Raw genomic sequence first — 21,879 nt, forward strand, 5'->3', positions numbered from 1 at the left:
GGGGGGTTAATAAAGGCGCACAGCAGAGCGGCGCGAACGCCGCACCTGCGCGTACTCGTAGCCGTTCTGCCAGGTCACGGTGGCCACCAGCACCCAGATGATCCACGTGGCGCTCATGTGCGTGCCGACGATGCCCATGACGATGGGGACGGCGGTGCACGGGAGCGCCCAGCCGAGCAGCCACCGTCGGTCCGATCGCGCGAACAGCCCTGCCACCAGGCTGATTCCGAAATAGACTGCGATGCTTCCGCACAACAACCACCGCAGGTTCGCGGGCGTGTGCTCCGCACCGTGTTCGGTTGCCGCTCCGAGCCCCGCGACCAGAACCGCGATAGCGCCGGTGGTGAAACAGTGCAGCGCCATGTCGATGCGAGCGGGAAACTTCTCGGGCTGCAGGTGCGGAACACCGGCGTGGCCGTAGAGAAGCGAGAGAGCCCACATGCCCGAGAGCAGGACAAACGATCCGACTGCGAGGCTGACCACCGTCGAGTCCCAGGTGAGCTTCGAGGCCGCAGAAATCACGAGGATCACACCCTCGCCCAGCACGATGATGACGTACAGGCCCAAGCGCTCGGCAAGGTGAGCCCGATCGGAGTGCAGGGCTTCGAGTTCGGGCATCCGGTCGTCCTTGAACCCCCGAACCTTGATGATGCGGTCGAGCTTTTCCTGCGCGTCTTCCATGATCGCGCTGCCGGAGACGACGAACATGATCAGCAGGTCGATGGCCACACCGGCGGTCCAGAGCCAGAACCGAGTTTCGCCCTCGAACCAGAACGAGACGATCCACGGGATCACACCGAGAGACATCTGGGCGATCGGCCAGTCCACGACTATCTGGCCGTTGTGCCACACCCGACTCGCCAGCAGACGTACGGCCACGTAGGCGACAGCGAAGGCCAGCGCATGGTTGTCGTGGATGCCGGCCACGGCCGCCATCATGACGGCCAGTCCGAACATGGCGATCAGCATGCTCGGGATCCGGACACGGTCACCGGCAACGTTGCCGTACATCGTGAACGTCGCCCACGCGGTCCAGAACGCGAGATAGAGCAACGCGTAGAGCGCGACATCCGACCACGACGGCGAACCGTGGAGCAGGTGAGCCAACTGACCGATACCGGCAACCACGACGAGGTCGAAGAACAATTCGATCCACGACGCGTGTCGCTCGAGCACCGCCTTCTGCTTCGAGTCTGGTTCATTTCCGAGTTCCGACATACAGCTCAGTATCGGCTATCGGCATCAACAGTGCTGGTAGGCGGCGAAGTTGTCCGTTTTCTCGAAGTAATGCATATGCTGTCCGATGAGTGATCTGGATCATAGTTCGGGTGAGGTGGTCGACGTGCACGGTAGCGGTGACGTCGCTCTGTCCGCTGCGGACTACGACCGTGTCTTCGCTGTCTTCGACTACTGCTCGGCCGCGAGAACGCTCGATCAGCTCAAGGATCTCCTCATGGTCGCGCTCCATGATCACTACCGCTGTCCCAACACCACCTTCCTTGCCGGCCCGACCTTCACGACGGCTTTCGCCGACCCGGATCCGGTGACGACCGGGCGGATCACGCCGATCCTCGACGAGTACCAAGCGCACTGGTACCTCGACGACGTTTTTGCGACGGCGCAATCGCGGGCAACGCTGTTGGCATCTCCCGCCATCACGCACACTCAGTTGGCCGACGTCCCTTCACAGTCGGCGACGTACCTGCGAGATTTCCTCTATCGCAAACGCCTTCACAGCGCGTCGGTGATGCATCTCCAGTTGGCCCACGGCGGTCACGGTCTGGTGGGGATTTTCGATTCAGAAGGCAAGGATCTGTCGGGGCGCGACATCGTGGGCTTGGGCATTCTGGGCAAGCAATTGTCGCTGTTGTGTCAGACGCTGCCCGGGCAACGCGAGCCGGGATGGCGAGAGAAGCTGACGCCCCGGCAGATCGATCTCGCGGAGTTGTTGGCGGACGGCCATACCAACGACGAGATCGCGGTGATCCTGTCGCTGAGTCCGGACACGGTGAAGAAGTATGTAAGCCGCATCCTTGCTCTTCTGCGCGTTCGCAACCGTGCCGAGTTCGTGAAGTTGGTCTACGCGCAGAAACTTGCCGATCAACGCGCTTGAGATTGTCCACTTTCGTGCACTGTGACCGCGGTCACGGCACGGATAGCGTTTTCGGTGCACGGCCAGGAGTTGGCCCACAGCACTAGGAGAACTCATGAGTAGGCTTCGTTTCGGGTATTTCATGGCACCGTTCCACGTCCCCGGACGCAATCCCACCGCCGCACTGCAGCGTGATCTCGAACTGGTCGAGTACCTCGACCGGTTGGGCTACGACGAGGCGTGGTTCGGTGAGCATCACTCTGCCGGAAGCGAGATCATCGCGTCGCCGGAAATCATGATCGCTGCAGCCTCGCAGCGCGCACCTCGGATTCGTTTCGGCACGGGTGTCACGTCGTTGTCGTATCACAACCCGCTGTGGGCAGCGGATCGAATCATGCAGTTGGATCACCTGACTCAGGGGCGCACCATCTTCGGAGTCGGGCCCGGTTCGTTGCCCACCGACTCGGCGATGATCGGTCTGAACCCGACGGACACCCGAGAGTTGTTGCAGGAGAACCTCGACATCGTCGTGCGCCTTCTTCGTGGCGAGACGGTTTCCGCGAAGACACGAACCCACGAGCTGTACGACGCCAAGCTGCAGCTCGCTCCGTACTCGGAGAACGGCATCGAAATCACCGTGGCCGCAGTGGCCTCCCCGACAGGACCTCGCCTGGCCGGTACGCACGGTCTCGGTCTGCTCTCCATCGGAGCAACCTTGTCCGCCGACGGTTTCGACGCCTTGGCGCACCACTGGAATGTGATGGAGGAACGCGCTGAGGTCAACGGGACGACGGTGGATCGTCGGCAGTGGTCTCTTGCCGGACCTTTCCACATCGCCGAAACCGAGGCGGAAGCACGCAAGCAGGTCGAGTACGGCATCGAGGAGTGGTTCGACTATTTCCAGCACGTCGCGGCCTTCCCTCAGATGGCGGTCTCCGGTGCGCGTCTGAGCGAGATGATCGACTTCATCAACGAGGCCGGGATCGGTGTCATCGGCACACCGGAGCAGGCCAGACGTCAGGTACAACGGCTGTGGGACCAGTCCGGTGGTTTCGGCTGCATGCTGCAGATGGGTCACGATTGGGCGAACCCGCAGGACACCCGACGTTCGGCAGAGTTGTTCGCGCAGGAGGTCTTTCCGCACTTCCAAGGGCAGGCGCAGGCGACGCTCGACGCGGCAGCTCACGCGCGCGCTGTCAGGGAAGGGCATGCAAAGGCGCAACTCGACGCCGTCGACCACATGACGAAGAAGTACGCACAAGAGTTGGCAGACAAGGGCTGACATCGTGAATGTCCCGCAGGGCAACCGGGCGTTGCGTTTTCGAGAAGCCATGGCGCACGTGTGCTCACCGGTCGCCGTCGTCACGGCAATGGACGGCGACCGGCCGCACGGCACGACGGTCAGCGCATTCATGTCGTTGTCGATGGACCCGCCGATGACCGCGGTGGCTCTGGACCGACAGTCGGAAGTTCTCGGCCTCATCGAAGGAACGCGGAGGTTCGCGATCAATGTCCTGGGGACCGCGCAAAGCTCACTGGCGGTTGCCTTTGCGAGGAAGGGCCGTGCGAAGTTCGACGGTGTCGAGTGGGCGGAGCATCTCGGTGTTCCGAGACTGCCGGACGTATCCATCTGGATCGCGTGCACCGTTGATGCCGTCGTGGACGGTGGTGATCACAAGATCGTGACAGGATCGGTGGACGAGGTCGAGCACCGCGAGTCGAATCCACTGACCTACCACCGGCGTGTATTCGGTACGCACGCACCGACGTCAGTGCTCTAGGAAGGAGAGCCATGTATGTACTGGTGGACGACGGCCGCGTCAGCATCCACGATGTGGACAACCTGAAGGACTTTCACGTCGAGGTGAGTGCCGACATCTCCGAAACCGAACTGGACGAACTCTTGCGCCTTCAGGATTACGGATACGTCAGCGGTGGTAGTGCATTCATCTCGGTAGCCCGCGTTCGCGAGAGCACCACGGACGTCGAAGGTGTTGCCGCGATGGTCGAATACGCCCAGAGCAAAGGCTGGGTGGACGAGGACGGCGAAGCACTGCAGGCTCACGTCGTTCGCCAGAAGTAGCGGAACGGCTCAGACCATGTCGTTCTTCTGCAGCCATCGCAGCGTCGGCCAACCGCAGAACACCGGGAGCCAGCAGGTCAGCACTCGGTAGAGCAGGACCGACGGGACCGCGATGCTTGCCGGCAGTCCGAATGCGGACAGACCACCGATGAGGGCGGCCTCGACGGCTCCGACGCCACCCGGTGTCGGAGCCGCCGAGGCGAGCGTCCCACCGATCATCGTCACGATGGTGACGGTGATGAACGTCGTTCCGCCGCCGAATGCCTCGACGCTCGCCCACAAAGCCAGGGCGGCACCCAGAGTTGTTGCGGCGCTGCCGCCCACGATGATGAGGAAGCGCGTGGGATTTCGCGCGAGTTGGCTCAGTTCACCCAACACCTCGGTGATCTGAGGACGCAGATCGTCGCGCAGCCACCCACGGAGTTTCGGGATGAACATGAATGCACCGAGAACTCCGAGCGCGACGCCGCCTGCCAGATACAGAACAGTGGATCCCGGGATGAAGTGCGAGAGGTTCGTATCACGTCCGGCGACGATCGAGAAGAAGATCAGCAAGCCGACGTGGGTGACCACCTGGACCGTCTGCTGCAGCGCGACTGCGGCCGTTGCACGGACGGTACCGAGCCCGCCCTTCTGCAGGAACCGCACGCTCAGCGCGAGCCCGCCGACTCCGGCCGGAGTTGTCGTCGCCGCAAAGGTGTTGGCCACCTGCATGATCAAGAGGTTGCGGTAACTGACCATCGACGACGCACAGGCCCACAGGGCCGCTGCCGCGCCGACGTACGTCAGTGCGGAGACGCCGAGGCCGAGCAGTGCCCACCACCAGTTGGCCGTCTTCAGTTCGGTGATGAACGCGGGGACCTGGCTGATGAAGGGGTAGGCGACGTAGACCAGACCGATGAGCAGAACGAGCTGGATCAGCTGGTTGCGACTGAATCGGGTGACCTGTGCGGGAGCGACCTTTTCGATCCCGTTCTTGGCACCGACCTCGTCTCGGATCTCGGTCATCAGTTTCGCGGAATCCGTGACCGTCCGCCGAATTCGGTTGGGCAATGCAGCGGTGGTCAATCGGCCGGAGGCGGCGAGAATCGTGTCTGCGCCTTGCGCTCGAATCGCGGCGTCCACCGCTGCATCGACCCCGAACAATGATGCGGTGGCGAAGAGAAGTTGTGCGTTGTCGGACTGCATCTGAACTTCGGTGGCGCCGAATTCGGAGTACGCGTACCCGCCGAAGAGGATGGTTCCGCCTTCGACACGAATTTCGGAAGCGCGCAGGTCGCCGTGCGCCATCTGGTGCACGTGAGCGGTATGCAGTGTTTGCCACAGCGCGTCGATCAGTTTGGTGGATTCTTCCTCGCCCGCCTGGTTCTCGACGGCGACGGCAAGGGGGATGCCACGAGGACTCGGGCGCGCGTACATCTCCCACCCGCGATCGAGTACCGAGATTGCGACGGCCTTGGAACTGGCCAGACCGATGTCGGCGAACGCGATACCCATGAGCGCTCGGTGTTCGACGGCGCGACGAAGTGATCCGTAGGGCGGCGGAGTTTCACGGTTCCGGAACGAGATCCAACGGAACGTCTGTCGAATTGCTCCGCTGCTTCGCTGGTTCTGTCCGTACAACTCGACGACGAGTTCGTCGAAAGGTTCGTCGTCCGGTGCTTGGTCGATGGCTGCGGACATGACAAGAGGCCCGATTCCCGAGGGACTCACGACGCGGAATGCGGTGACGCGGTAACCGCGCCGCGCGAGTACGCGTACTGCCGAGTCCAACGGCACTTCGAGGGCAGGGGTGCCGACGGCGAGAACGATCACCGCGCCGATCAGGTAACCGACGGCGAGACCCAGCATCGATCGTGCGGGAACGATCGAGCTGACGATCAGATGGATGGGAGCGAAGAGCAGAAGCAGCGTCCACCAGGCTCGTCGCCACTTCTTCGGAAGCCACGGGCCCGAGACGGTGAGCACCGCCGCGAGCATCGCGATCCATCGCGGATCGTCGAGGAATTGAGACAGGAAGGTGGCGTCGAGTCGGTCCGGCACGTCGAGGTGCCATTTCGGTGCCGCCAGGCCTGTTCCGGTGAAGGACAGCGCGACACCGGCGCACAGTCCGGCGGCGGCGTATCCGGCCAGCAACTTCCACCGGCGCCCGACGATCAGGCCGATCAGGATGGCGAACGGTAGCGCCAGAATTGCGATGCCGTAGAGCAGGTACACAGTGTCGGACAGGCTCGGCGAGAGAACACCGACGATGTTGGACACCGACGTTTCGAGGGCGTCCCACTGACTTCGAGTGATCAGAGATCCCGCGATCACGCCGCCGAGCAGCACAGCAGCGATCGCAACCCGCATGATGTCGCTCGTACGGCGGTGCAGTGGTGGCAGGAGGCTTCCCGTTACCGGGATCTCCCGTCCGTCTACTCGCATCTCGCCAGAACTCTCTTCTCTCGGGGTTACCGACCGTCTCAGTTACCTCGATCAAGGTACCGCGTGAGGGTTCGGCGACTGGGAAGCCGGACCTGTCGTTACCTCCTCGATGCCAAGCAACATTCTCTTCGGACCCGCGGGAGCGGGCTTCGGCGCGTAAAATTCACTTTCCGGACGTTCGTTCATTTCGACGACAGGGAGTGCGTATTCATGAGCCCCGACGCCAGCGGTGTGGACGGTCGGGTTCCTGACCTGCCGACCCCGTCGACCAGAATTTCCGTCACCGAGGATTACGCGGCCGAGATCGACGAGCTGTCGAGTCTCAAGCACAAGCTCGGCGTGCTGGAGCCTTCGGAGTTCGCGGATGCCTGGAAGCAGGGCTATCCGTACGAGAAGAAGATGTCGCGCCGCGAGTACGAGCGGAAGAAGCGGCGTCTGCAGATCGAGTTGCTCAAGCTGCAGCTGTGGGTCAAGGAAACCGGTCAGAAGGTGCTCATCATCTTCGAAGGTCGCGATGCTGCCGGTAAGGGCGGGTCGATCAAGAGATTCACCGAGCATCTCAATCCCCGTGGAGCCCGCGTGGTCGCGCTCGAGAAGCCCACCGACATCGAGCGGACGCAGTGGTATTTCCAACGCTATGTCGCACACCTACCCAGCGGCGGCGAGATAGTGATGATGGACCGGTCCTGGTACAACCGCGCCGGCGTCGAACGAGTGATGGGTTACTGCACGCCGACGCAGTATCTCGAGTTCATGAGAGAGACCCCGGACTTCGAGCGGATGCTCGTCAACTCCGGGATTCATCTGCACAAGCTGTGGTTCTCGGTCAGCCGCGAAGAGCAGTTGGCGCGGTTCGCGGCCCGCCGAACGGACCCGGTGCGTCAGTGGAAGCTCTCACCGACCGATCTGGCTTCGCTCGACAAGTGGGACGACTACACCCAGGCCAAGGAAGCCATGTTCTTCTACACCGATACCGGGGATGCGCCCTGGACGGTGATCAAGAGCAACGACAAGAAGCGCGCTCGCCTCGAGGCGATGCGTCACGTGCTCGCCAGCTTCGACTATCCCAACAAGGATCACCGGGCTGTCGGTACTCCGGATCCCTTGATCGTCGGGCCGGCGTCGGCGGTATTCGAAGAGGGCGAGCACGTGAACGTGGAGTTGCCTCAGCTCTAGCGCAGGTGATCGCTCAGATCGAACTGGCCTCTGCCCACAGATTGATGCCGCTGTCCTTGGCGTGCTGATCTATGGAGGCCAGTTCGGCTGCGCTGAATTCGAGATTGTCGAGCGCGCCGACGTTGGCTTCGAGTTGGGCGACACTGGACGCACCGATCAGTACCGAGGTGACCCGCGAATCGCGGAGTGCCCAGCTCAGTGCCAGCTGAGCCAGCGACTGGCCGCGGTCTGCCGCGATGTCGTTGAGCGCGCGGATGTGGGTGAGAGCGTCGTCGGTCAACCACGACGGATCCAGTGACTTACCTTGAGCTGCACGGGAATCCTCGGGGACGCCGTTCAGATAGCGATCGGTGAGCATGCCTTGAGCGAGTGGTGAGAACGCGATGACGCCGACGCCGAGATCGTCGACAGCCGACAGCAGGTCCTGCTCTATCCAGCGGTTCAGCATCGAATAGCTCGGCTGGTGGATCAAGAGCGGAACCCCCGCAGCGGCGAGCAGTGCGGCGATTTCACGGGTGCGCTCCGGCGAGTACGAACTGATACCCGCGTACAGGGCCTTGCCCTGCTGGACAGCGCTGATCAGGGCGCCTGCGGTCTCGTCGATCGGAGTTTCGGCGTCAGGGCGATGGCTGTAGAAGATGTCGACATAGTCGACGCCGAGTCGTCCGAGCGACTGATCGAGGGACGACAGCAAATACTTTCGGGAACCACCGAATCCGTAGGGGCCGGGCCACATGTCCCAGCCGGCTTTGGACGAGATGACCAATTCCTCGCGGTACGAAGAGAAATCCTCACGCAGGATCCTGCCGAAGTTCGTCTCGGCGCTTCCGTACGGGGGACCGTAGTTGTTCGCAAGATCGAAGTGGGTGATTCCGAGATCGAATGCCCGCCGCAGAACTGCGCGCTGGTTCTCGATCGGTACGTCGTCGCCGAAGTTGTGCCAGAGGCCCAGCGAGATGGCCGGGAGTTTGAGACCGCTCCGACCGGTTCGGCGGTACGGCATGGCTTCGTAGCGGTCCTGCGTGGCGACGTACTGATCGGACATGGTGCCTGCCTTCACATCGTTGTGTCTGCGGTTGAGCGTTCACTCCCGACCATTATCGCCGACGGCGCTCAGGTGTGCCGGCCGCTGGAGGTGTGTCAGTCAAAATGCTTGCGGTTTAAAGCAATTCGATCGATCTTTTGGACCGATGTTCAGGTTCGAGTCACAGTGCCGGGCGGCGGTGACGTCGACCACGTCTGGGCTCGCATCTAAGGGAACGGTAAGGAATCGCGGTTACCATGGTCACAGTCGATCGGCGATACCGATCGCCGATTCGCTTCGAACATGTTGCCCAGCAGCCGGATCCGGGGTCCGGCGAGGAGATCTATGTCGACGCAGTCCGTAGTGCACGCACAATCATCCGCAGACGAGAGCGTCGTGGGGGATTCGTCTCCGCCGGGTGGTGGAAGCCGGCGATATCTCGAGCAACTGATCAGATACGACGTGCCGGCGTCGCTGGTCGTATTCCTGGTGGCGCTTCCCCTGTCATTGGGAATTGCGATCGCCTCCGGGGCGCCGATCATGGCAGGTCTGATCGCCGCAATCGTCGGCGGAGTGGTGGCCGGAGCTGTGGGAGGTTCACCGCTGCAAGTCAGTGGTCCCGCAGCCGGCCTGACCGTGGTGGTCGCCGAACTGATCGGCAAGTTCGGGTGGAAAGTCACCTGCCTGATCACCGTCGGCGCCGGAATTCTGCAGATCGTGTTCGGGCTCAGCCGAATTGCCCGTGCGGCGCTGGCTATTGCTCCAGTGGTGGTGCATGCGATGCTCGCCGGTATCGGCATCACCATTGCGCTACAACAGGTTCACGTGTTGTTGGGTGGAAGCTCGGCCAGCTCGGCGCTGGACAATCTACGGCAGTTGCCCGCACAGATCGGTGCCTTGCATGTCGAGGACCTGATGATCGGACTCGTCGTCATCGCCACCCTTCTCGGGTGGCGCTATCTCCCTGCCGGTGTCCGCAAGGTTCCGGCGGCGTTGGTGGGCATCGTATTGGCAACTCTCGCTTCGCTGGCGCTGCCGATCGACGTCGAGCGTATTGCTCTCGACGGATCTTTGCTGGACTCGATCGGACTCCCCGCTCTGCCCGACGGCCAGTGGCTCGGCGTCGCAACCGGCATCCTGACCATCGCCCTGATCGCCAGTGTGGAGAGTCTGCTCTCGGCCGTGGCCGTGGACAAGATGCACTCGGGCCCGCGGTCGAACTTCGATCGCGAGATGCTCGGCCAGGGCACCGCGAACATGGTGTCCGGGGCCATCGGCGGCCTTCCGGTCACCGGGGTGATCGTGCGCAGTGCGACCAATGTCGAGGCCGGGGCGAAGTCCCGCGCGTCGTCGATCATGCACGGCCTGTGGATTCTGCTGTTCTCGGCTGCGCTCGCCGGGTTGGTCCAGCAGATTCCGAAGTCTGCACTGGCCGGACTGTTGATTGTCATCGGTATTCAACTGGTCAAGCTGGCGCACATTCGGTTGGCGCGACGGACCGGTGATCTGTGGGTGTACGGCACCACGGTGGTCGGCGTCGTGTTCTTGAATCTGCTCGAGGGCGTCCTGATCGGGTTGGCGCTGGCCATCGCCCTCCTGGTGTGGCGTGTCATCCGCGCAACTGTCACCGCAGAAGAGTTGGGCGACAACGATTCCGGGAAGTGGCGCGTCCTGGTCGAAGGCTCGTGCACCTTCCTGGTGCTGCCCAAGCTGACGTCGGTGCTCGCCGGACTCCCACCGCGGTCGGACGTCACCGTCGAGCTGTCTGTCGACTTCCTCGACCATGCCGTCTTCGACGTCATCGAAGAGTGGGCGAGGCAGTACGAGTTGGCAGGTGGTTCGGTGGTCATCGACGAAGTCGGCTCGGTGAGTATGGAGAGCGCGACCACCGGTCCGCCGAAGCGCGGCGCCGCAGTCACCGACCTGCGCGGCTTGCTCGCGCCGTGGGGCAGTTGGCAACCACAGGCTTCGGGGAGGAATCTGAGCAGCCCGCCGGCCTTGCGGCCCATTCTCGACGGGGTGTCCAACTATCATCGCCATCGCGCCGAAGCGATACGGCCGCACATGGATCAGTTGCGCGACGGGCAGAACCCCGACTCTCTTTTCCTTACCTGCGCAGATTCGCGAGTGGTGCCGAACATCATCACGAGCAGTGGCCCCGGCGACCTGTTCACCGTGCGCAATGTCGGAAACCTGGTTCCTGCCGGCGGCCGCGATACGTCGGTGGAAGCGGCACTGGCCTTCGGGATCGACGAGTTGGGTGTCAGCTCGGTGGTCGTGTGCGGACATTCGGGCTGCGGCGCGATGCAAGCACTCCTGACGAACGGTTCGTCGGAATCGGGAGTCGTCGGGGAATGGCTGCGGCATGCGGAGACGAGCTTGCAGGCCTATACGAGTGGCCATCCGGTCGCGCGTGCTGCGGCCGAGGCAGGTTTCTCGGAGGTCGATCAGCTCGGAATGGTCAATGTCGCAGTCCAATTGCAGACTCTCGAACGCCATCCTCTCGTCGGTCAGGCCCGTGTGGATGGTCGCCTGCGTATCGCCGGACTGTTCTTCGACATCGGCTCGGCTCGGGTCATCGAAGTGACAGCGTCAGGGATCGGCCAGTTGATCGAGACCTGAAGGGGCTATTCGGGTCCGGGCTGATCCCTGAGTTCGACCAGCAGGCGAGCCCCGCCGAGTGGACTGTCGTGAAATGTCGTCCGTCCGCCGTGCAGGGCCGCCTGCTGCGCCACCAGCGCCAGGCCCAAACCGGAGCCTGTCTTGCCTGCCGTCGATCCGCGAGTGAAGCGCTCGAACACGCTCGAGCGTTCCTCGGCCGGTATTCCGCAACCGTTGTCGTCGATCGTGATCGTGACGGTGTCCGGTGAATCTGCCGGGCGAGCGAGGGTGATGCGCACCGCGCTCGCGCCGCCGTGGCGGACTGCATTGGTGATCGCGTTGTCGAGGATCAACCGGATTCCGCCGGGAAGGGCCCGGATGCAATAGGGGAGTGGGGAATCCACCGTGACGACGCCGACGTCGAGCCCAGGATGATGTCGGCGTGCGTCGTCGGCAGCGATGTCGCAGACCTCGGTCAAATCGGTGTCCTTGAAATCCTCGGCCGTCGAGAGTTCACCCTTCGCCAGGCGCTCGAGGTCTCTCAGAGTTGACTCGACGCGGCCCTGCGCGCGGGCCAGATCTGTGAGGATCTCGCGTCTTTGTTCGTGATCGAGGTCGTGAATGGACAACACTTCGATGTCGGTTCGCATTGCTGTCAACGGAGTTCGGAGTTCGTGAGCCGAGGCGGACGCAAAATCTCGGGCGGCGGCAAGGGCGGAGTTGGTTGCGGCTTGCGCTCGAGCGACGTCGCTGAGCATCGATTCTGCTGCTGCGGCAAGCTCGTCCGCTTCACGGATTCCGGAAACCTCGGTGGCGAGATCGGGATCGCGCCTGGCGATCCGGCGGGTCAACTCCACGAGGGGGCGCACCGCCGGGCCACCGAACAACCATCCCAACGCAGCTGCGGCCGCTACGGCCCCGACGCCGAAGAACGCAACCTGTCGCTGTTGGTCGACTGTGATGTCTCGCGCTTCGGCATAGGGAACCGCCAGCGAGACAAGGGCATTGATCCCGTCGGCCTCGGCGGTATATGCCCGGTACTTCGTACCGTCCACGTCGACGGTCGCCGAGCCGACCGGTAGTTCGGGCAGTCGCGTCGGAGTACTGGATTTGACGGTTCCGTCGGTATCGGAGCGGATGGTCACGGAAAAGGCGCCGCCGTCTCCGAACGCGCCGAGAAAAGGTCCCGCTGTTGCAGCATTGGCCACGATGACCGTCGATGCCGTCTCGAGTCGGCGGTCCAATTGCGCTAGATTATTTCGTGCGATAGCCAGTGCAACGACCACACCGAGTGCGATGACGATGAACGTCGCCCCCAGTGCCGCGGCCGCGGCAACGCGAGTTCGTAGTGAGAAGCGGCGACGCTTCACGGGTTCTCCCGAAGCACAAACCCGACGCCGCGAACCGTATGCAGCAGACGAGGTGAACCACCGGATTCGAACTTTCGACGCAGATAGCCGATGAAGACGTCCACGACGTTCGTGTCGGCGACGAAGTCGTAGCCCCACACCAGTTCGAGGAGACGTTCGCGAGTGAGCACGATGCCGGAATTGTGTGCGAGCACTTCGAGTAGCTCGAATTCGCGTTTGGTGAGCGGTACTTCCTTGCCGTCGACACGAACCCGGCGACCGGAGAGATCGATGTCGAGGTTTCCGACGCGCAGGGTATTCGTACCCTCGGAGTGATCGCCGGCCAGAGTGTTGCTGCGACGGAGCATTGCGCGGATCCGGGCAACCAGTTCGGCAAGAACAAACGGTTTGACCATGTAGTCGTCTGCACCGGATTCGAGCCCGGCGATGCGATCGTCGACCGAGTTGCGCGCACTGAGCACGCAGATCGGGATTTCGTTGCCGGCGGCACGAAGCGCCGTCACCACACCGGTGCCGTCGAGCACCGGCATGTTGATGTCGAGGACTACCGCGTCCGGTCGCTTGTCGGAGATCACTCGGAGCGCGTCGGCGCCGTCCACCGCCGTCAGTACGGTGAATCCCGAGAGCCGCAATCCGCGTTCGAGTGAGGTCAGGACGTCTGCGTCGTCGTCGACTACGAGGATTTTCGGTATCTCGGTCACAGCCCCATTGTGCCTTGCCTGGTACGTCGGGTTTCGCCGATCAGACCGGCAAGTCGGTACCGTCCGGACGCAGACCGGCCATGAACACCGCGACCAACCGCGGGACCAGGTTCGGCATGGCCTCGTCGGACAACTCGATTTGCGGGCGCGTCAGTTTGGCCAGAGCCATGACGAATTCGAGCGGTTGCAGATCGGCGCGAACCAGTCCGGCGCTCTGAGCGGCGCCGATCGTCGCGGTCATCTTCGTTTTCGTCACCTCACGCACCGCCAGAACTTCGGGCGCCAGCTCGGTGAAACTGCGTTCCACCAGTGCAGGAATGAGCGCACCCAGGCGCAGTTCCACGAGGCGGTCCACCAGCGTGTGCCACGCGTTTATCGGATCGGTGGACATTGCCGTGAGTGCGATGTCGGCAGCCTCGCGGACATCGGTCAGTGTTGCGACGGCAACGGCGGTCACGAGGTCCTCGCGCGTCGGAAAGTTTCGATACAGCGTGGCGATGCCCACTTTCGCGAGTTCTGCGACTGCATCGAGCGGCGCGTCGTGCCCGCGCTCGGTGAACACCGCTCGTGCGGCGTCGACTATTGCGTTTCTGCGTTCACGGGCATCAGCTCGCACATCCACCTCCGGTATTGACAGTTCATCATAACCGGAGGAATATCTTCCACAAATAGTGGAGGAAAACCTTCCACTTAGGGAGGGTAGTTATGAACGCCGAAGTCGAAGCACAGGACCGCAAGAAGTTGGTGGCTGTGGTGTTGGGCTTGTCCGCCGTGATCGGGCTGATGCTGCTTGCCTTCGTACTGCCCTCGGTCAACAGTGGCCCGCACGAACTGAAGTTGGGCATCACCGGTCCAGCTGCGGCAACCGAACAGATCAGCACCTCGCTCGAGGCGAGTAAGCAAGGCGCCTTCGATACTCGAGAATTCGCCGACGCCGACGCCCTGCGTGACGCGATTCGGAATCGCGACGTGGTCGGCGGAATCGCCGTTGATGCCAACGGTCCTCACGTGTTGATCGCGACTGCAGGCGGAACCCCGATCGCCCAGACCCTGACCGGGGTGGCCAACGGCCTCTCGGAGGCCTCGGGGGCAAAGGTTCCCGTCGAAGACGTTGTGCCGTTGACGGCGGACGACCCGACCGGTGCTGGGCTCACGGCATTGGCCTTGCCCTTGGTGTTCGGCGGAATCATGCCCGCTGTTGTTCTCGTGCAACTGTTTCCGCGCAGCATCGTCAAACGAGTGTTGGGCGCTGCCGGCGTCGCGGTGGTCGCGGGTTTTGCACTGACTGCCATTCTGCAGTTCGGCACCAACAGTCTTGACGGAAACTACCTGCTCACCGCGCTCGCACTCACCATGGGCATGTCGGCCATCTCGCTTCCCATTTTGGGGCTCGAATCCCTGCTCGGGATGAAGGGGTTCGCGTTGGGCGCCGTCACGATGATGTTCATCGGAAACCCACTCTCGGGGATGGCGACAACTGCCGCGTGGTTGCCCGCAGGCTGGGGCGCATTGGGGCAGCTGCTCCCACCCGGCGCCGCAGGAGCATCCGTCCGTTCGATGGCGTTCTTCGACGGCCATGGCGCCACCACGCCACTTCTGGTGCTGGTGTGCTGGATTGCCGTCGGGATCGCGCTGTGCGTGGCTGCCGGCCGGAAGAAGGCGTCGGCGCCGGTTATCGAACCGGAGGCTGCGCTGGTCTAGCCGGCGCAGCTTGCGTACGGGGTCAGGTCGGGAATCGGCCAGACCCCGTCAACGCGTTCCACGGCCAGTTCGGCGACCACGGTGTCCTCGTCCATCGGTAGAGGTCGGAGGATTCGGGGCTTTTCCGCCTCCCATTCGACGTCGATGCCCGCGGAGGTCAGGGCGTCCTGATCGATGACGGCGACGACCAGCGGCAATGTGAGGTCGCCGAACACCAGATCGAGCACCGAAGTGAGTGCGTCCGGGGTCGTTGCGCGAATGAATCCTGCCTCGTCGTAACTGATTCCGCGCGTCGAGACCTCGTACTCACCGAAACGCTTGCATGCTTCCCAGTCGTCGGCGATAGCGACGTGGACGAGTCGTTGTCCGGTCATGCAGTGCTCCTGTAGTATTCGAATTAATGAAACGTCAACGTAGCATTAATTTACCGGCACGGTAACAGGGGACTTTATGGAGCAACCGCGCAGACGTGGGAGAACCAGTGACGCCGAGCGCGCCGAACGACGCAACGAGATTCTCGACGTCGCTGTCGACTCGTTTCGAGATGTCGGGTTCGCCCGAACTACCATCGAGGGCATTGCCACGGTGGCCGGCGTCGCCAAGCGGACCGTGTACAGCTACTTCGGCGACAAGTCTGCGGTCTTTGCAGCTGCGGTTGCGCGTCAGCACGCGTACGTCGACAATGCCGGCGAGGGCCAGTCCGACCTGCTCGCCGCTGCAGTGGACATCGTCATCGCCCTGCACAGCGACAACTCGATTGCGCTGCACCGCATGATGATCGGCGAGGCCGTGCAGTTCCCTGAATTGGCCGCAGCGTTCTACGAATCCGGCCCGGCCAAGTCGATTGCCTTTCTGGAGAAGATTTTGATCGATCAGCACGGCCAGAAGGCTGCGCTGTGCGCGGATCAGTTGTACACCTTGCTGCTCGGGGAGGAGCACCGGCGGCGACTGCTCGGGCTCACCTCCGAACCGACAGCCGAAAGAGCGGCGCAACTGGCGGCCCGCGCGGTGGGATGCGTTCTGAGATCTGATCGGTAGGCTCGACTGGGTGAGTAACTCTGTGATCTGGTTTCGACGCGATCTGAGGGTCGGTGATCTTCCGACTCTGACTGCAGCGGCGGATGCCGGCGGACAGACGTTGGGTTTGTTCGTCCTCGACGAGAAGTTGCTCGGACCGGCAGGCTCACCCCGCCAGAATCAACTGTTCGCCAACTTGTCGGCACTCGACAACCAGCTCGACGGACGATTGATGGTTGTTCGAGGTGATCCGGCAGACGTGGTGCCCCGCGTGGCGGAATCCGTTGGCGCCGAAGAAGTTCACATCAGTGCCGACTACGGGCCCTACGGCCGACGGCGCGACGCGGCCGTGGCCGAGAAGGTGGAGTTGATCGCCACCGGGTCACCATATGCCGTGGCGCCCGGACGCGTCACCAAGGCGGACGGTGATCCGTACAAGGTGTTCACGCCGTACTTCCGTCAGTGGATGGAACATGGTTGGCGGGGCCCCGCGTCGACCGATGCGGGGACGGTCCGTTGGTTCGATCCGAGCGAGAAGGACGGTGGCCCGCGCCGGGTGAGTATCCCCGCGCCGTCCGGCACCGTCAGCGATGTCGTCGGTGAGGCCGGTGCGCTCGAACAGTGGAAAGAATACTGCGAGAACGATCTTGACCGGTACGACGACGAACGAAATCGACCCGACCTCGACACCACGAGTCGGATGTCGATCCCGCTCAAGTACGGCACGATTCATCCGAGAACCATGTTGGCAGATCTCTCCAAGCGACTCGGAGACGGCGCTCAGGCGTACCGTCGCCAGCTTGCTTGGCGAGACTTCTACGCAGACATCCTGTTTCAGCGCCCCGACAGCGCGCGGAAGAACTACGACGACAAGTTCGACCGTTTACGTCACGACGGGGGAGTCGACGCAGACGCCGCCTTCACGGCCTGGTGTGAAGGCAAGACCGGCTTCCCGATCGTGGATGCCGGCATGCGGCAACTCGCCGCCGAGAACTGGATGCACAATCGGGTCCGAATGATCGTCGCGTCATTCCTGGTGAAGGACCTGCATATTCCGTGGTGGCGCGGCGCACGGTACTTCATGTCGCAACTGGTGGACGGTGACTTGGCCTCCAATCAGCACGGGTGGCAGTGGACTGCCGGGTCGGGTACGGATGCTTCGCCCTTCTTCCGCGTCTTCAACCCGATCACGCAAGGGGAGAAGTTCGATCCCGACGGCACATACGTCCGTCGGTGGGTCCCCGAACTTCGCGATGTTCCCGGGAAGGCCGTCCACTCGTTGAAGGCGATGCGCCCAGTCGACTACCCGGACCCGATCGTCGATCACGCGCACGAGCGTGAGGAGGCCTTGCGCCGGTACGGCGAGATCAAAGGCTGAGTGCTCAGTGATCTGCGGGCGCTACGCGGACGCGGTTTCCGTCCAGATCTGAAATGACGAACGTCAGACCGAAGACATCTTCGTTGGGTTCTTCGACGACCTCGACTCCCTTGGCCACCCACTCGTCGTGGATCGCCCGAATTTCGTTGCTCCCGCCGTCGACCAAGATGCCGACTTCGAAATTGCGCGGTGTCGCGGGATCGAGGTCGCGGGACTTGCCGCTCCACAGTGCAAGGACCACACCGCCGCCGAGGTCGAAGGTCATGTACCGAGGGCTGAGGACCTCAGGCTTCGCGTCGAACAATTCGCCGTAGAACGCTGCTGCGGAGGCGGCATCGCTGACGTAGATCAGAAACTGGTTGGGTAGTCGCACTGTGGTTTTCCCTCTCCCGTTGATGTTCGGGCCACCGGCAACGGGGCGTGTGCCTGGTCGTGCGGGGCTGCGTTCAACAATCCCCGCGCGCCGGACGAATGTCCAAGAACAAGTGCGTCTGAGAGGCAGATGGATTACTTATGACGACTGCTGCAGTCACACCGCACTGAGGTGGTACCCGACGCTCAGGTTCGGGTAGTAGCCGTCGATGTAGCTCGAGATGAAGTAGTGATCAGGGTCGGTGGTGCGGGTTCCGTCGGTGTCGAACTGCGGATAGTCGTTGGCCATGAAGACGGCTTGTCCGCCGCCGGGAGTGGAATAGACGACGTCGACCGTCAGGCCGCGCGGGTCCTGGTTGTACGCCGTGACGATTTCGGTCTCGTGGGGCGCGAGCGACTGGCGTGGGCTCTGCATCCACTGTCCGTAGGGGTTGTCGGCGCCTTCGAGATGAATTGTCTGTTCGGTGTCGTTGCTGATCGTCATCGTGATGCTGTTGCCGGTTGTGGGAAGGGTTCCGGCACTGGCGATTCCGCTCAATCCCAAAGTGAGGGCGCCGGCGGCCAGAGCTGTGATTGCGGCAACTACGTAGCGTGGGTTCGTCATCGTCGGTGTCCTTTGTCCGGGTGAGCGTTCGGTTGGCTCTCTCGAAGACAACTATGTCGGAGCAGATCGATGTCGTATGTCCACTCCCCGGACCCTGTGCAGGCGGAACGGTGTGTCCACCGATCGGGGGACACCTACTCCGACACCGAGACGGCTTCGACCTTTCGCTCGCCGGTGACCAGCAGTCCGATCAGTGCGGCCGCCGCGAGCACCATGACGAGTGCTCCGTAGCCACGCGTCGTATCCACCAATCCGACCTTGCCGACCAGGTAGCCGGCCAGCAAGGCGGGAAGACTGTTGGCCAGATATGCGATGACGTAGACGGTGGACAACAAACCCGCGCGTTCGTGGTTCTCGGCCAGCGGCATGACGGTGAGGATAGTTCCTTGGAATCCTGCTCCGAAGCCGATACCTGCAACAGCCGTACCGACCAGAATCAATACGGCAGAGGATGTTTCAGCACCGATGAGTGTGACGGCCACCCCGAGCACCAAGGCGGTGGTTCCGATCAGCATCACGGTCCGGCCGCCGAGTTTGCGGAAGGTGAGTACTGCTGCCGCTCCGAATCCTGTCAGTGTTGCGACCATGATGGCACCGATGAGGGAGCTGTGAACGTCAAGTGCGTTGCGCGCCAATGCAGGTCCGAGTGAGAGGTAGAAACCTCCCAGCGCCCAGACCGCGATCAGGCACGGTGCGGTCAGGGCAATCATCGTGCGCGCCTGACGAGGAACGGCCAGTGTGGGGCGCAGGGACTGCCAGGCTCCGGGGCGTCCGCCCGAAGTCTCGGGAGCGGCCCATACTCCGAAGATCTCGAGAATGACAAGCACGAGAAGGACCAGGTAGACAGTGCTGGTGGGCCGGGGCAGGTGCTCGCTGATGAGGCTCGAACCCACTGCTCCGACTGCAAGCCCCATCGTCGGAGCGACGCTGTTGATGATCGATCCTCGGCCCGGAGTGCGTTCGAGGTCGATCAATGCCGAACCCAGAGCGCTGATTGCAGCGCCGGTGGCAACACCCTGTACGACCCGGGCGATGAGCAGGATGGTCAAACCGTCGGCCGAGGCGAACAGCGCGAGCGAGACTGCCTCGAGCGCGAGTGCTCCGAGCAGGACCGGGCGCCTGCCGATGTGATCGGACAGGGATCCGGCGGTCAGGAGCGTGGCGAGCAACGCGAGAGCGTAGATGCCGAACACGAGCGTCGACGCGAGCGAGGAGAATCCCCACAACTGTTGATAGTGCTCGTACAACGGTGTCGGGGTCGCGGATGCGCCCAGGAACGTGGCGATGATGACGGCGATGAGTGTGAAAGCGACGCCTCGCCCAAGGCGTGGGCGTGAAGTGCTCTCGGTCTGTGGTGAAACGGTCGTTGTCATTGTCGTAGCGCTTCCCGTGCGGGTGGTGAAGACTTCAAACGCAAATACTTTGCGTTTGGGACGCTACGCCTGGCCGTAGCCTAATGCAACATCTTTGCGTTAGTATTGGATTTATGAGTCCGTCCGCAGGTCCGCGCCCCGGTGGCCGTAGTGCGCGCATCCAACAGGCCGTGCATGCGTCGGCGCGCAAGTTGTTGGAACAGCGTGATCGAGCCGAGATCACGGTGCCGATGATCGCGACCGATGCGGGAGTGACCCCGTCGACCATCTATCGGCGGTGGGGTGACATCAACGAAGTCTTTGCCGACGTCTCGATCGAGAGATTGCGCCCGGACGCCGACCCGCGTGAAACGGGCTCGCTCCGAGGGGATCTGACGATTTGGGCGCAGGAGTACCTCGAGGAGATGTCTGCGCCTGTCGGTCGTGCTTCGTTGCGTGACGTGTTGATGAGCGACGATCAGACGCATGCACCGGACGGTACGAAGAAGTTCAAGTGTGCCTTCTTCTGTCGGACGCAGATCGACGTGATCCTCGCGCGTTGGCCGGAAGCTGCCGGCGTGGATGGTGATTCGGTGGTCGACCATGTAGTGGCGCCGATCATCTACCGAATTCTGTTCGACCTCGAACCGGTCGTGCCGCAGCGAGTTGCGGAATTGGTGGATCAGACGCTTGCCCTCGCGGCGCGCGTCGTTGCCGAAGGCTGATCGCTACGTAGTCGGGCGTGGACGTGCATGTCGTGCCAGCCGTCGGCGTGCCTGGCGGAGCTTCGTCGAACACCTTCTTCGCTGAACCCTGCTTTGGTGGCGACTCGGCACGATCGTGGGTTGTGGATCGAGTGCTCGAGTTCCAGTCGATGAAACCCCGCTTCGCGGAATGCCCACTCGGACAGTGCGGTTACAGACTGGGTGCACAGTCCGCGGCCGCGCGCCGCTGGGGTCACCCAATACGCGAGCTCGGCAGTGCCGTCCCACAAATTCACCCCCTTTGCTGCGATTCGACCGAGGAGTTCATTTGTCTCGGGAGCGGCGATCGCCCAATGGCATTCGGATTCGCTTGCCCACCCGTCTCTCCACTGGGTGAGCCAACCCCGTGCTTCGTCGATCGAGTCGGCGCGGCGGATGTGCCAACGCTGAATCGACGGATCGCGAAAGGCTTCCATGACGGCCGGTGCGTCGTCGCGGGTCCAGGGTCGGAGAATCGCGAAAGTCCCGACGTGGATCGAGGGTTGGTCCATTCCCCGGAGATATCCAGCGGCGATAGCGGGCGTGGTCAACTTGGGCACGTGAAGCATCATCGCCTACCCGCCTGATGGCGGGCAATGGCGTGAGCTTTCCGGTCATTATCCCTGCCACTCTGCGTTCAGTCGGCGCGCAGATTCCAGAGTTGCGATGGCCTCTTCGGTGTCAACTCGTGCGAGTACCAATGCACTTACCGTGCAGGAGAGAAGGATTCGAGTGCGATCTGAGAGCGTGGCGTCTGTCTCGGTTGGAAACGCGGCGTGTAATCCACTGTTGATCGCGTCGGCGAGTTCTCGGCGGTACGCGCGGATCACTGCGGCCGCCGCATCGTCGTGCGCGCCGAGTCCGGCAGCCGTATTGAGAAGTAGGCAACCGCGCCGAGGCGAGTCGGCTGTCATGGTGCCGATCGCGTGCGCAAGCGAGGAAAGGTAGTCGTCGACTGCGTCTGCCCCGGGATTTGTCGTGAGGCTGCGCAGACGTGGCCGGATGACGTGGTCGAGGTACAGCTGCACGGCGGCGTCGAACAATCCGCGCTTGTTGGTGAACGAGTTGTAGAGACTTGACCGACTCAGCCCCGTCGCGGATTCGAGGTCGCCGAGTGAGGCGCCTTCGTATCCGCGTGCCCAGAAAACGTCCAAAGCGGCAGCGACCACGGCTGTTGTGTCGAATTCTTGTGATCTGCCCATCAAAGCCTCGCTCTTTTTATATCGTTCGGTCCAGTA

22 protein-coding genes are annotated in these 21,879 nt (G+C 62.7%); 10 read left to right on the forward strand and 12 right to left on the reverse strand.

The genetic code is table 11. The features are described 5' to 3' along the window. Positions 1–6: 6 nt before the first annotated feature. A complete protein-coding gene (locus tag ATN37_RS28380) occupies positions 7–1,218 on the reverse strand; it encodes a low temperature requirement protein A (RefSeq protein ID WP_081558286.1) in 1,212 nt (403 codons plus the stop codon). An 85-nt stretch (positions 1,219–1,303) separates the two neighbouring features. Here ATN37_RS28380 and ATN37_RS28385 point away from each other — a divergent pair, with 85 nt between their 5' ends. The 4 genes from ATN37_RS28385 (at position 1,304) to ATN37_RS28400 (ending at position 4,175) form a co-directional block, all read left to right on the forward strand. Next, a complete protein-coding gene (locus ATN37_RS28385; RefSeq protein ID WP_007733461.1) occupies positions 1,304–2,113 on the forward strand; it encodes a helix-turn-helix transcriptional regulator in 810 nt (269 codons plus the stop codon). A gap of 94 nt (positions 2,114–2,207) precedes the next feature. Continuing rightward, the gene (locus tag ATN37_RS28390; RefSeq protein ID WP_007733459.1) at positions 2,208–3,374 is read left to right on the forward strand and encodes an LLM class flavin-dependent oxidoreductase; all 1,167 of its coding nucleotides are present in this window, start codon (positions 2,208–2,210) and stop codon (positions 3,372–3,374) included. A 49-nt stretch (positions 3,375–3,423) separates the two neighbouring features. Further along, entirely contained in the window at positions 3,424–3,873 is a 450-nt protein-coding gene (locus tag ATN37_RS28395; protein WP_007733458.1) for a flavin reductase family protein, read from the forward strand. An 11-nt stretch (positions 3,874–3,884) separates the two neighbouring features. Further along, a complete protein-coding gene (locus ATN37_RS28400) occupies positions 3,885–4,175 on the forward strand; it encodes a hypothetical protein (protein ID WP_218695924.1) in 291 nt (96 codons plus the stop codon). A gap of 9 nt (positions 4,176–4,184) precedes the next feature. Here ATN37_RS28400 and ATN37_RS28405 read toward each other — a convergent pair whose 3' ends face one another. Continuing rightward, positions 4,185–6,602 carry a lysylphosphatidylglycerol synthase transmembrane domain-containing protein gene (locus ATN37_RS28405; protein WP_007733454.1) on the reverse strand — a complete coding sequence of 806 codons (2,418 nt, stop codon included), beginning with the start codon at positions 6,600–6,602 and terminating at the stop codon, positions 4,185–4,187. A gap of 210 nt (positions 6,603–6,812) precedes the next feature. Between ATN37_RS28405 and ppk2 the strand changes: the two genes are divergently transcribed. Continuing rightward, complete coding sequence (gene ppk2 / locus ATN37_RS28410) at positions 6,813–7,778, forward strand: polyphosphate kinase 2 (RefSeq protein WP_003940295.1); 966 nt, start codon at positions 6,813–6,815, stop codon at positions 7,776–7,778. 13 nt (positions 7,779–7,791) lie between these two features. On the opposite strand, the gene mgrA is transcribed toward ppk2, so the two are convergent. Next, the gene (gene mgrA / locus ATN37_RS28415; protein WP_042451484.1) at positions 7,792–8,823 is read right to left on the reverse strand and encodes an L-glyceraldehyde 3-phosphate reductase; all 1,032 of its coding nucleotides are present in this window, start codon (positions 8,821–8,823) and stop codon (positions 7,792–7,794) included. A 324-nt stretch (positions 8,824–9,147) separates the two neighbouring features. On the opposite strand from mgrA, the gene ATN37_RS28420 reads away from it, so the two are divergent. After that, positions 9,148–11,424 (forward strand): bifunctional SulP family inorganic anion transporter/carbonic anhydrase, encoded by a 2,277-nt coding sequence (locus ATN37_RS28420; protein WP_081558283.1) that lies wholly within the window; start codon positions 9,148–9,150, stop codon positions 11,422–11,424. Between the two features lie 5 nt (positions 11,425–11,429). Here ATN37_RS28420 and ATN37_RS28425 read toward each other — a convergent pair whose 3' ends face one another. Genes ATN37_RS28425 through ATN37_RS28435 form a run of 3 tightly spaced genes read right to left on the reverse strand, consistent with a single transcriptional unit; the run spans position 11,430 to position 14,090 of the window. After that, positions 11,430–12,773, reverse strand: a complete 1,344-nt coding sequence (locus ATN37_RS28425) for a sensor histidine kinase KdpD (protein ID WP_003939972.1) — start codon at positions 12,771–12,773, stop codon at positions 11,430–11,432. Further along, the gene (locus tag ATN37_RS28430; RefSeq protein ID WP_218695925.1) at positions 12,770–13,474 is read right to left on the reverse strand and encodes a response regulator transcription factor; all 705 of its coding nucleotides are present in this window, start codon (positions 13,472–13,474) and stop codon (positions 12,770–12,772) included. Before ATN37_RS28430 ends, ATN37_RS28425 begins: the two co-directional genes overlap by 4 nt. 40 nt (positions 13,475–13,514) lie before the next feature. Beyond that, complete coding sequence (locus ATN37_RS28435; RefSeq protein ID WP_007733449.1) at positions 13,515–14,090, reverse strand: TetR/AcrR family transcriptional regulator; 576 nt, start codon at positions 14,088–14,090, stop codon at positions 13,515–13,517. Between the two features lie 89 nt (positions 14,091–14,179). Between ATN37_RS28435 and ATN37_RS28440 the strand changes: the two genes are divergently transcribed. Next, the gene (locus ATN37_RS28440; protein ID WP_218695928.1) at positions 14,180–15,175 is read left to right on the forward strand and encodes an ABC transporter permease; all 996 of its coding nucleotides are present in this window, start codon (positions 14,180–14,182) and stop codon (positions 15,173–15,175) included. Here the strand turns inward: ATN37_RS28440 and ATN37_RS28445 are convergent. After that, a complete protein-coding gene (locus ATN37_RS28445; protein WP_030535385.1) occupies positions 15,172–15,549 on the reverse strand; it encodes a DUF952 domain-containing protein in 378 nt (125 codons plus the stop codon). The two genes, ATN37_RS28440 and ATN37_RS28445, sit on opposite strands and share 4 nt — an antisense overlap. Positions 15,550–15,625: 76 nt before the next feature. Here ATN37_RS28445 and ATN37_RS28450 point away from each other — a divergent pair, with 76 nt between their 5' ends. Next, on the forward strand, positions 15,626–16,213 hold the full coding sequence (locus ATN37_RS28450; RefSeq protein ID WP_047270920.1) for a TetR/AcrR family transcriptional regulator: 588 nt from the start codon (positions 15,626–15,628) through the stop codon (positions 16,211–16,213). Positions 16,214–16,223: 10 nt separating this feature from the next. Next, positions 16,224–17,570, forward strand: a complete 1,347-nt coding sequence (locus tag ATN37_RS28455) for a deoxyribodipyrimidine photo-lyase (protein WP_047270918.1) — start codon at positions 16,224–16,226, stop codon at positions 17,568–17,570. 4 nt (positions 17,571–17,574) lie between these two features. Here the strand turns inward: ATN37_RS28455 and ATN37_RS28460 are convergent, their stop codons facing one another. The 3 genes from ATN37_RS28460 to ATN37_RS28470 form a co-directional block, all read right to left on the reverse strand. Further along, entirely contained in the window at positions 17,575–17,943 is a 369-nt protein-coding gene (locus ATN37_RS28460; protein WP_003939994.1) for a VOC family protein, read from the reverse strand. A 156-nt stretch (positions 17,944–18,099) separates the two neighbouring features. Then, the gene (locus ATN37_RS28465; RefSeq protein ID WP_021332236.1) at positions 18,100–18,546 is read right to left on the reverse strand and encodes a hypothetical protein; all 447 of its coding nucleotides are present in this window, start codon (positions 18,544–18,546) and stop codon (positions 18,100–18,102) included. A 134-nt stretch (positions 18,547–18,680) separates the two neighbouring features. After that, entirely contained in the window at positions 18,681–19,919 is a 1,239-nt protein-coding gene (locus tag ATN37_RS28470; protein ID WP_003940229.1) for an MFS transporter, read from the reverse strand. A 113-nt stretch (positions 19,920–20,032) separates the two neighbouring features. On the opposite strand from ATN37_RS28470, the gene ATN37_RS28475 reads away from it, so the two are divergent. Further along, positions 20,033–20,623, forward strand: a complete 591-nt coding sequence (locus ATN37_RS28475) for a TetR/AcrR family transcriptional regulator (RefSeq protein WP_007733425.1) — start codon at positions 20,033–20,035, stop codon at positions 20,621–20,623. Here ATN37_RS28475 and ATN37_RS28480 read toward each other — a convergent pair. Both ATN37_RS28480 and ATN37_RS28485 read right to left on the reverse strand, forming a co-directional pair. Further along, positions 20,581–21,201 carry a GNAT family N-acetyltransferase gene (locus ATN37_RS28480; RefSeq protein WP_063316060.1) on the reverse strand — a complete coding sequence of 207 codons (621 nt, stop codon included), beginning with the start codon at positions 21,199–21,201 and terminating at the stop codon, positions 20,581–20,583. The two genes, ATN37_RS28475 and ATN37_RS28480, sit on opposite strands and share 43 nt — an antisense overlap. 57 nt (positions 21,202–21,258) lie before the next feature. Then, entirely contained in the window at positions 21,259–21,843 is a 585-nt protein-coding gene (locus tag ATN37_RS28485) for a TetR/AcrR family transcriptional regulator (RefSeq protein WP_007733423.1), read from the reverse strand. Positions 21,844–21,879: the final 36 nt, after the last annotated feature.

Source organism: Rhodococcus sp. MH15 (assembly GCF_019266045.1).
Taxonomy (GTDB): domain Bacteria; phylum Actinomycetota; class Actinomycetes; order Mycobacteriales; family Mycobacteriaceae; genus Rhodococcus_F; species Rhodococcus_F qingshengii.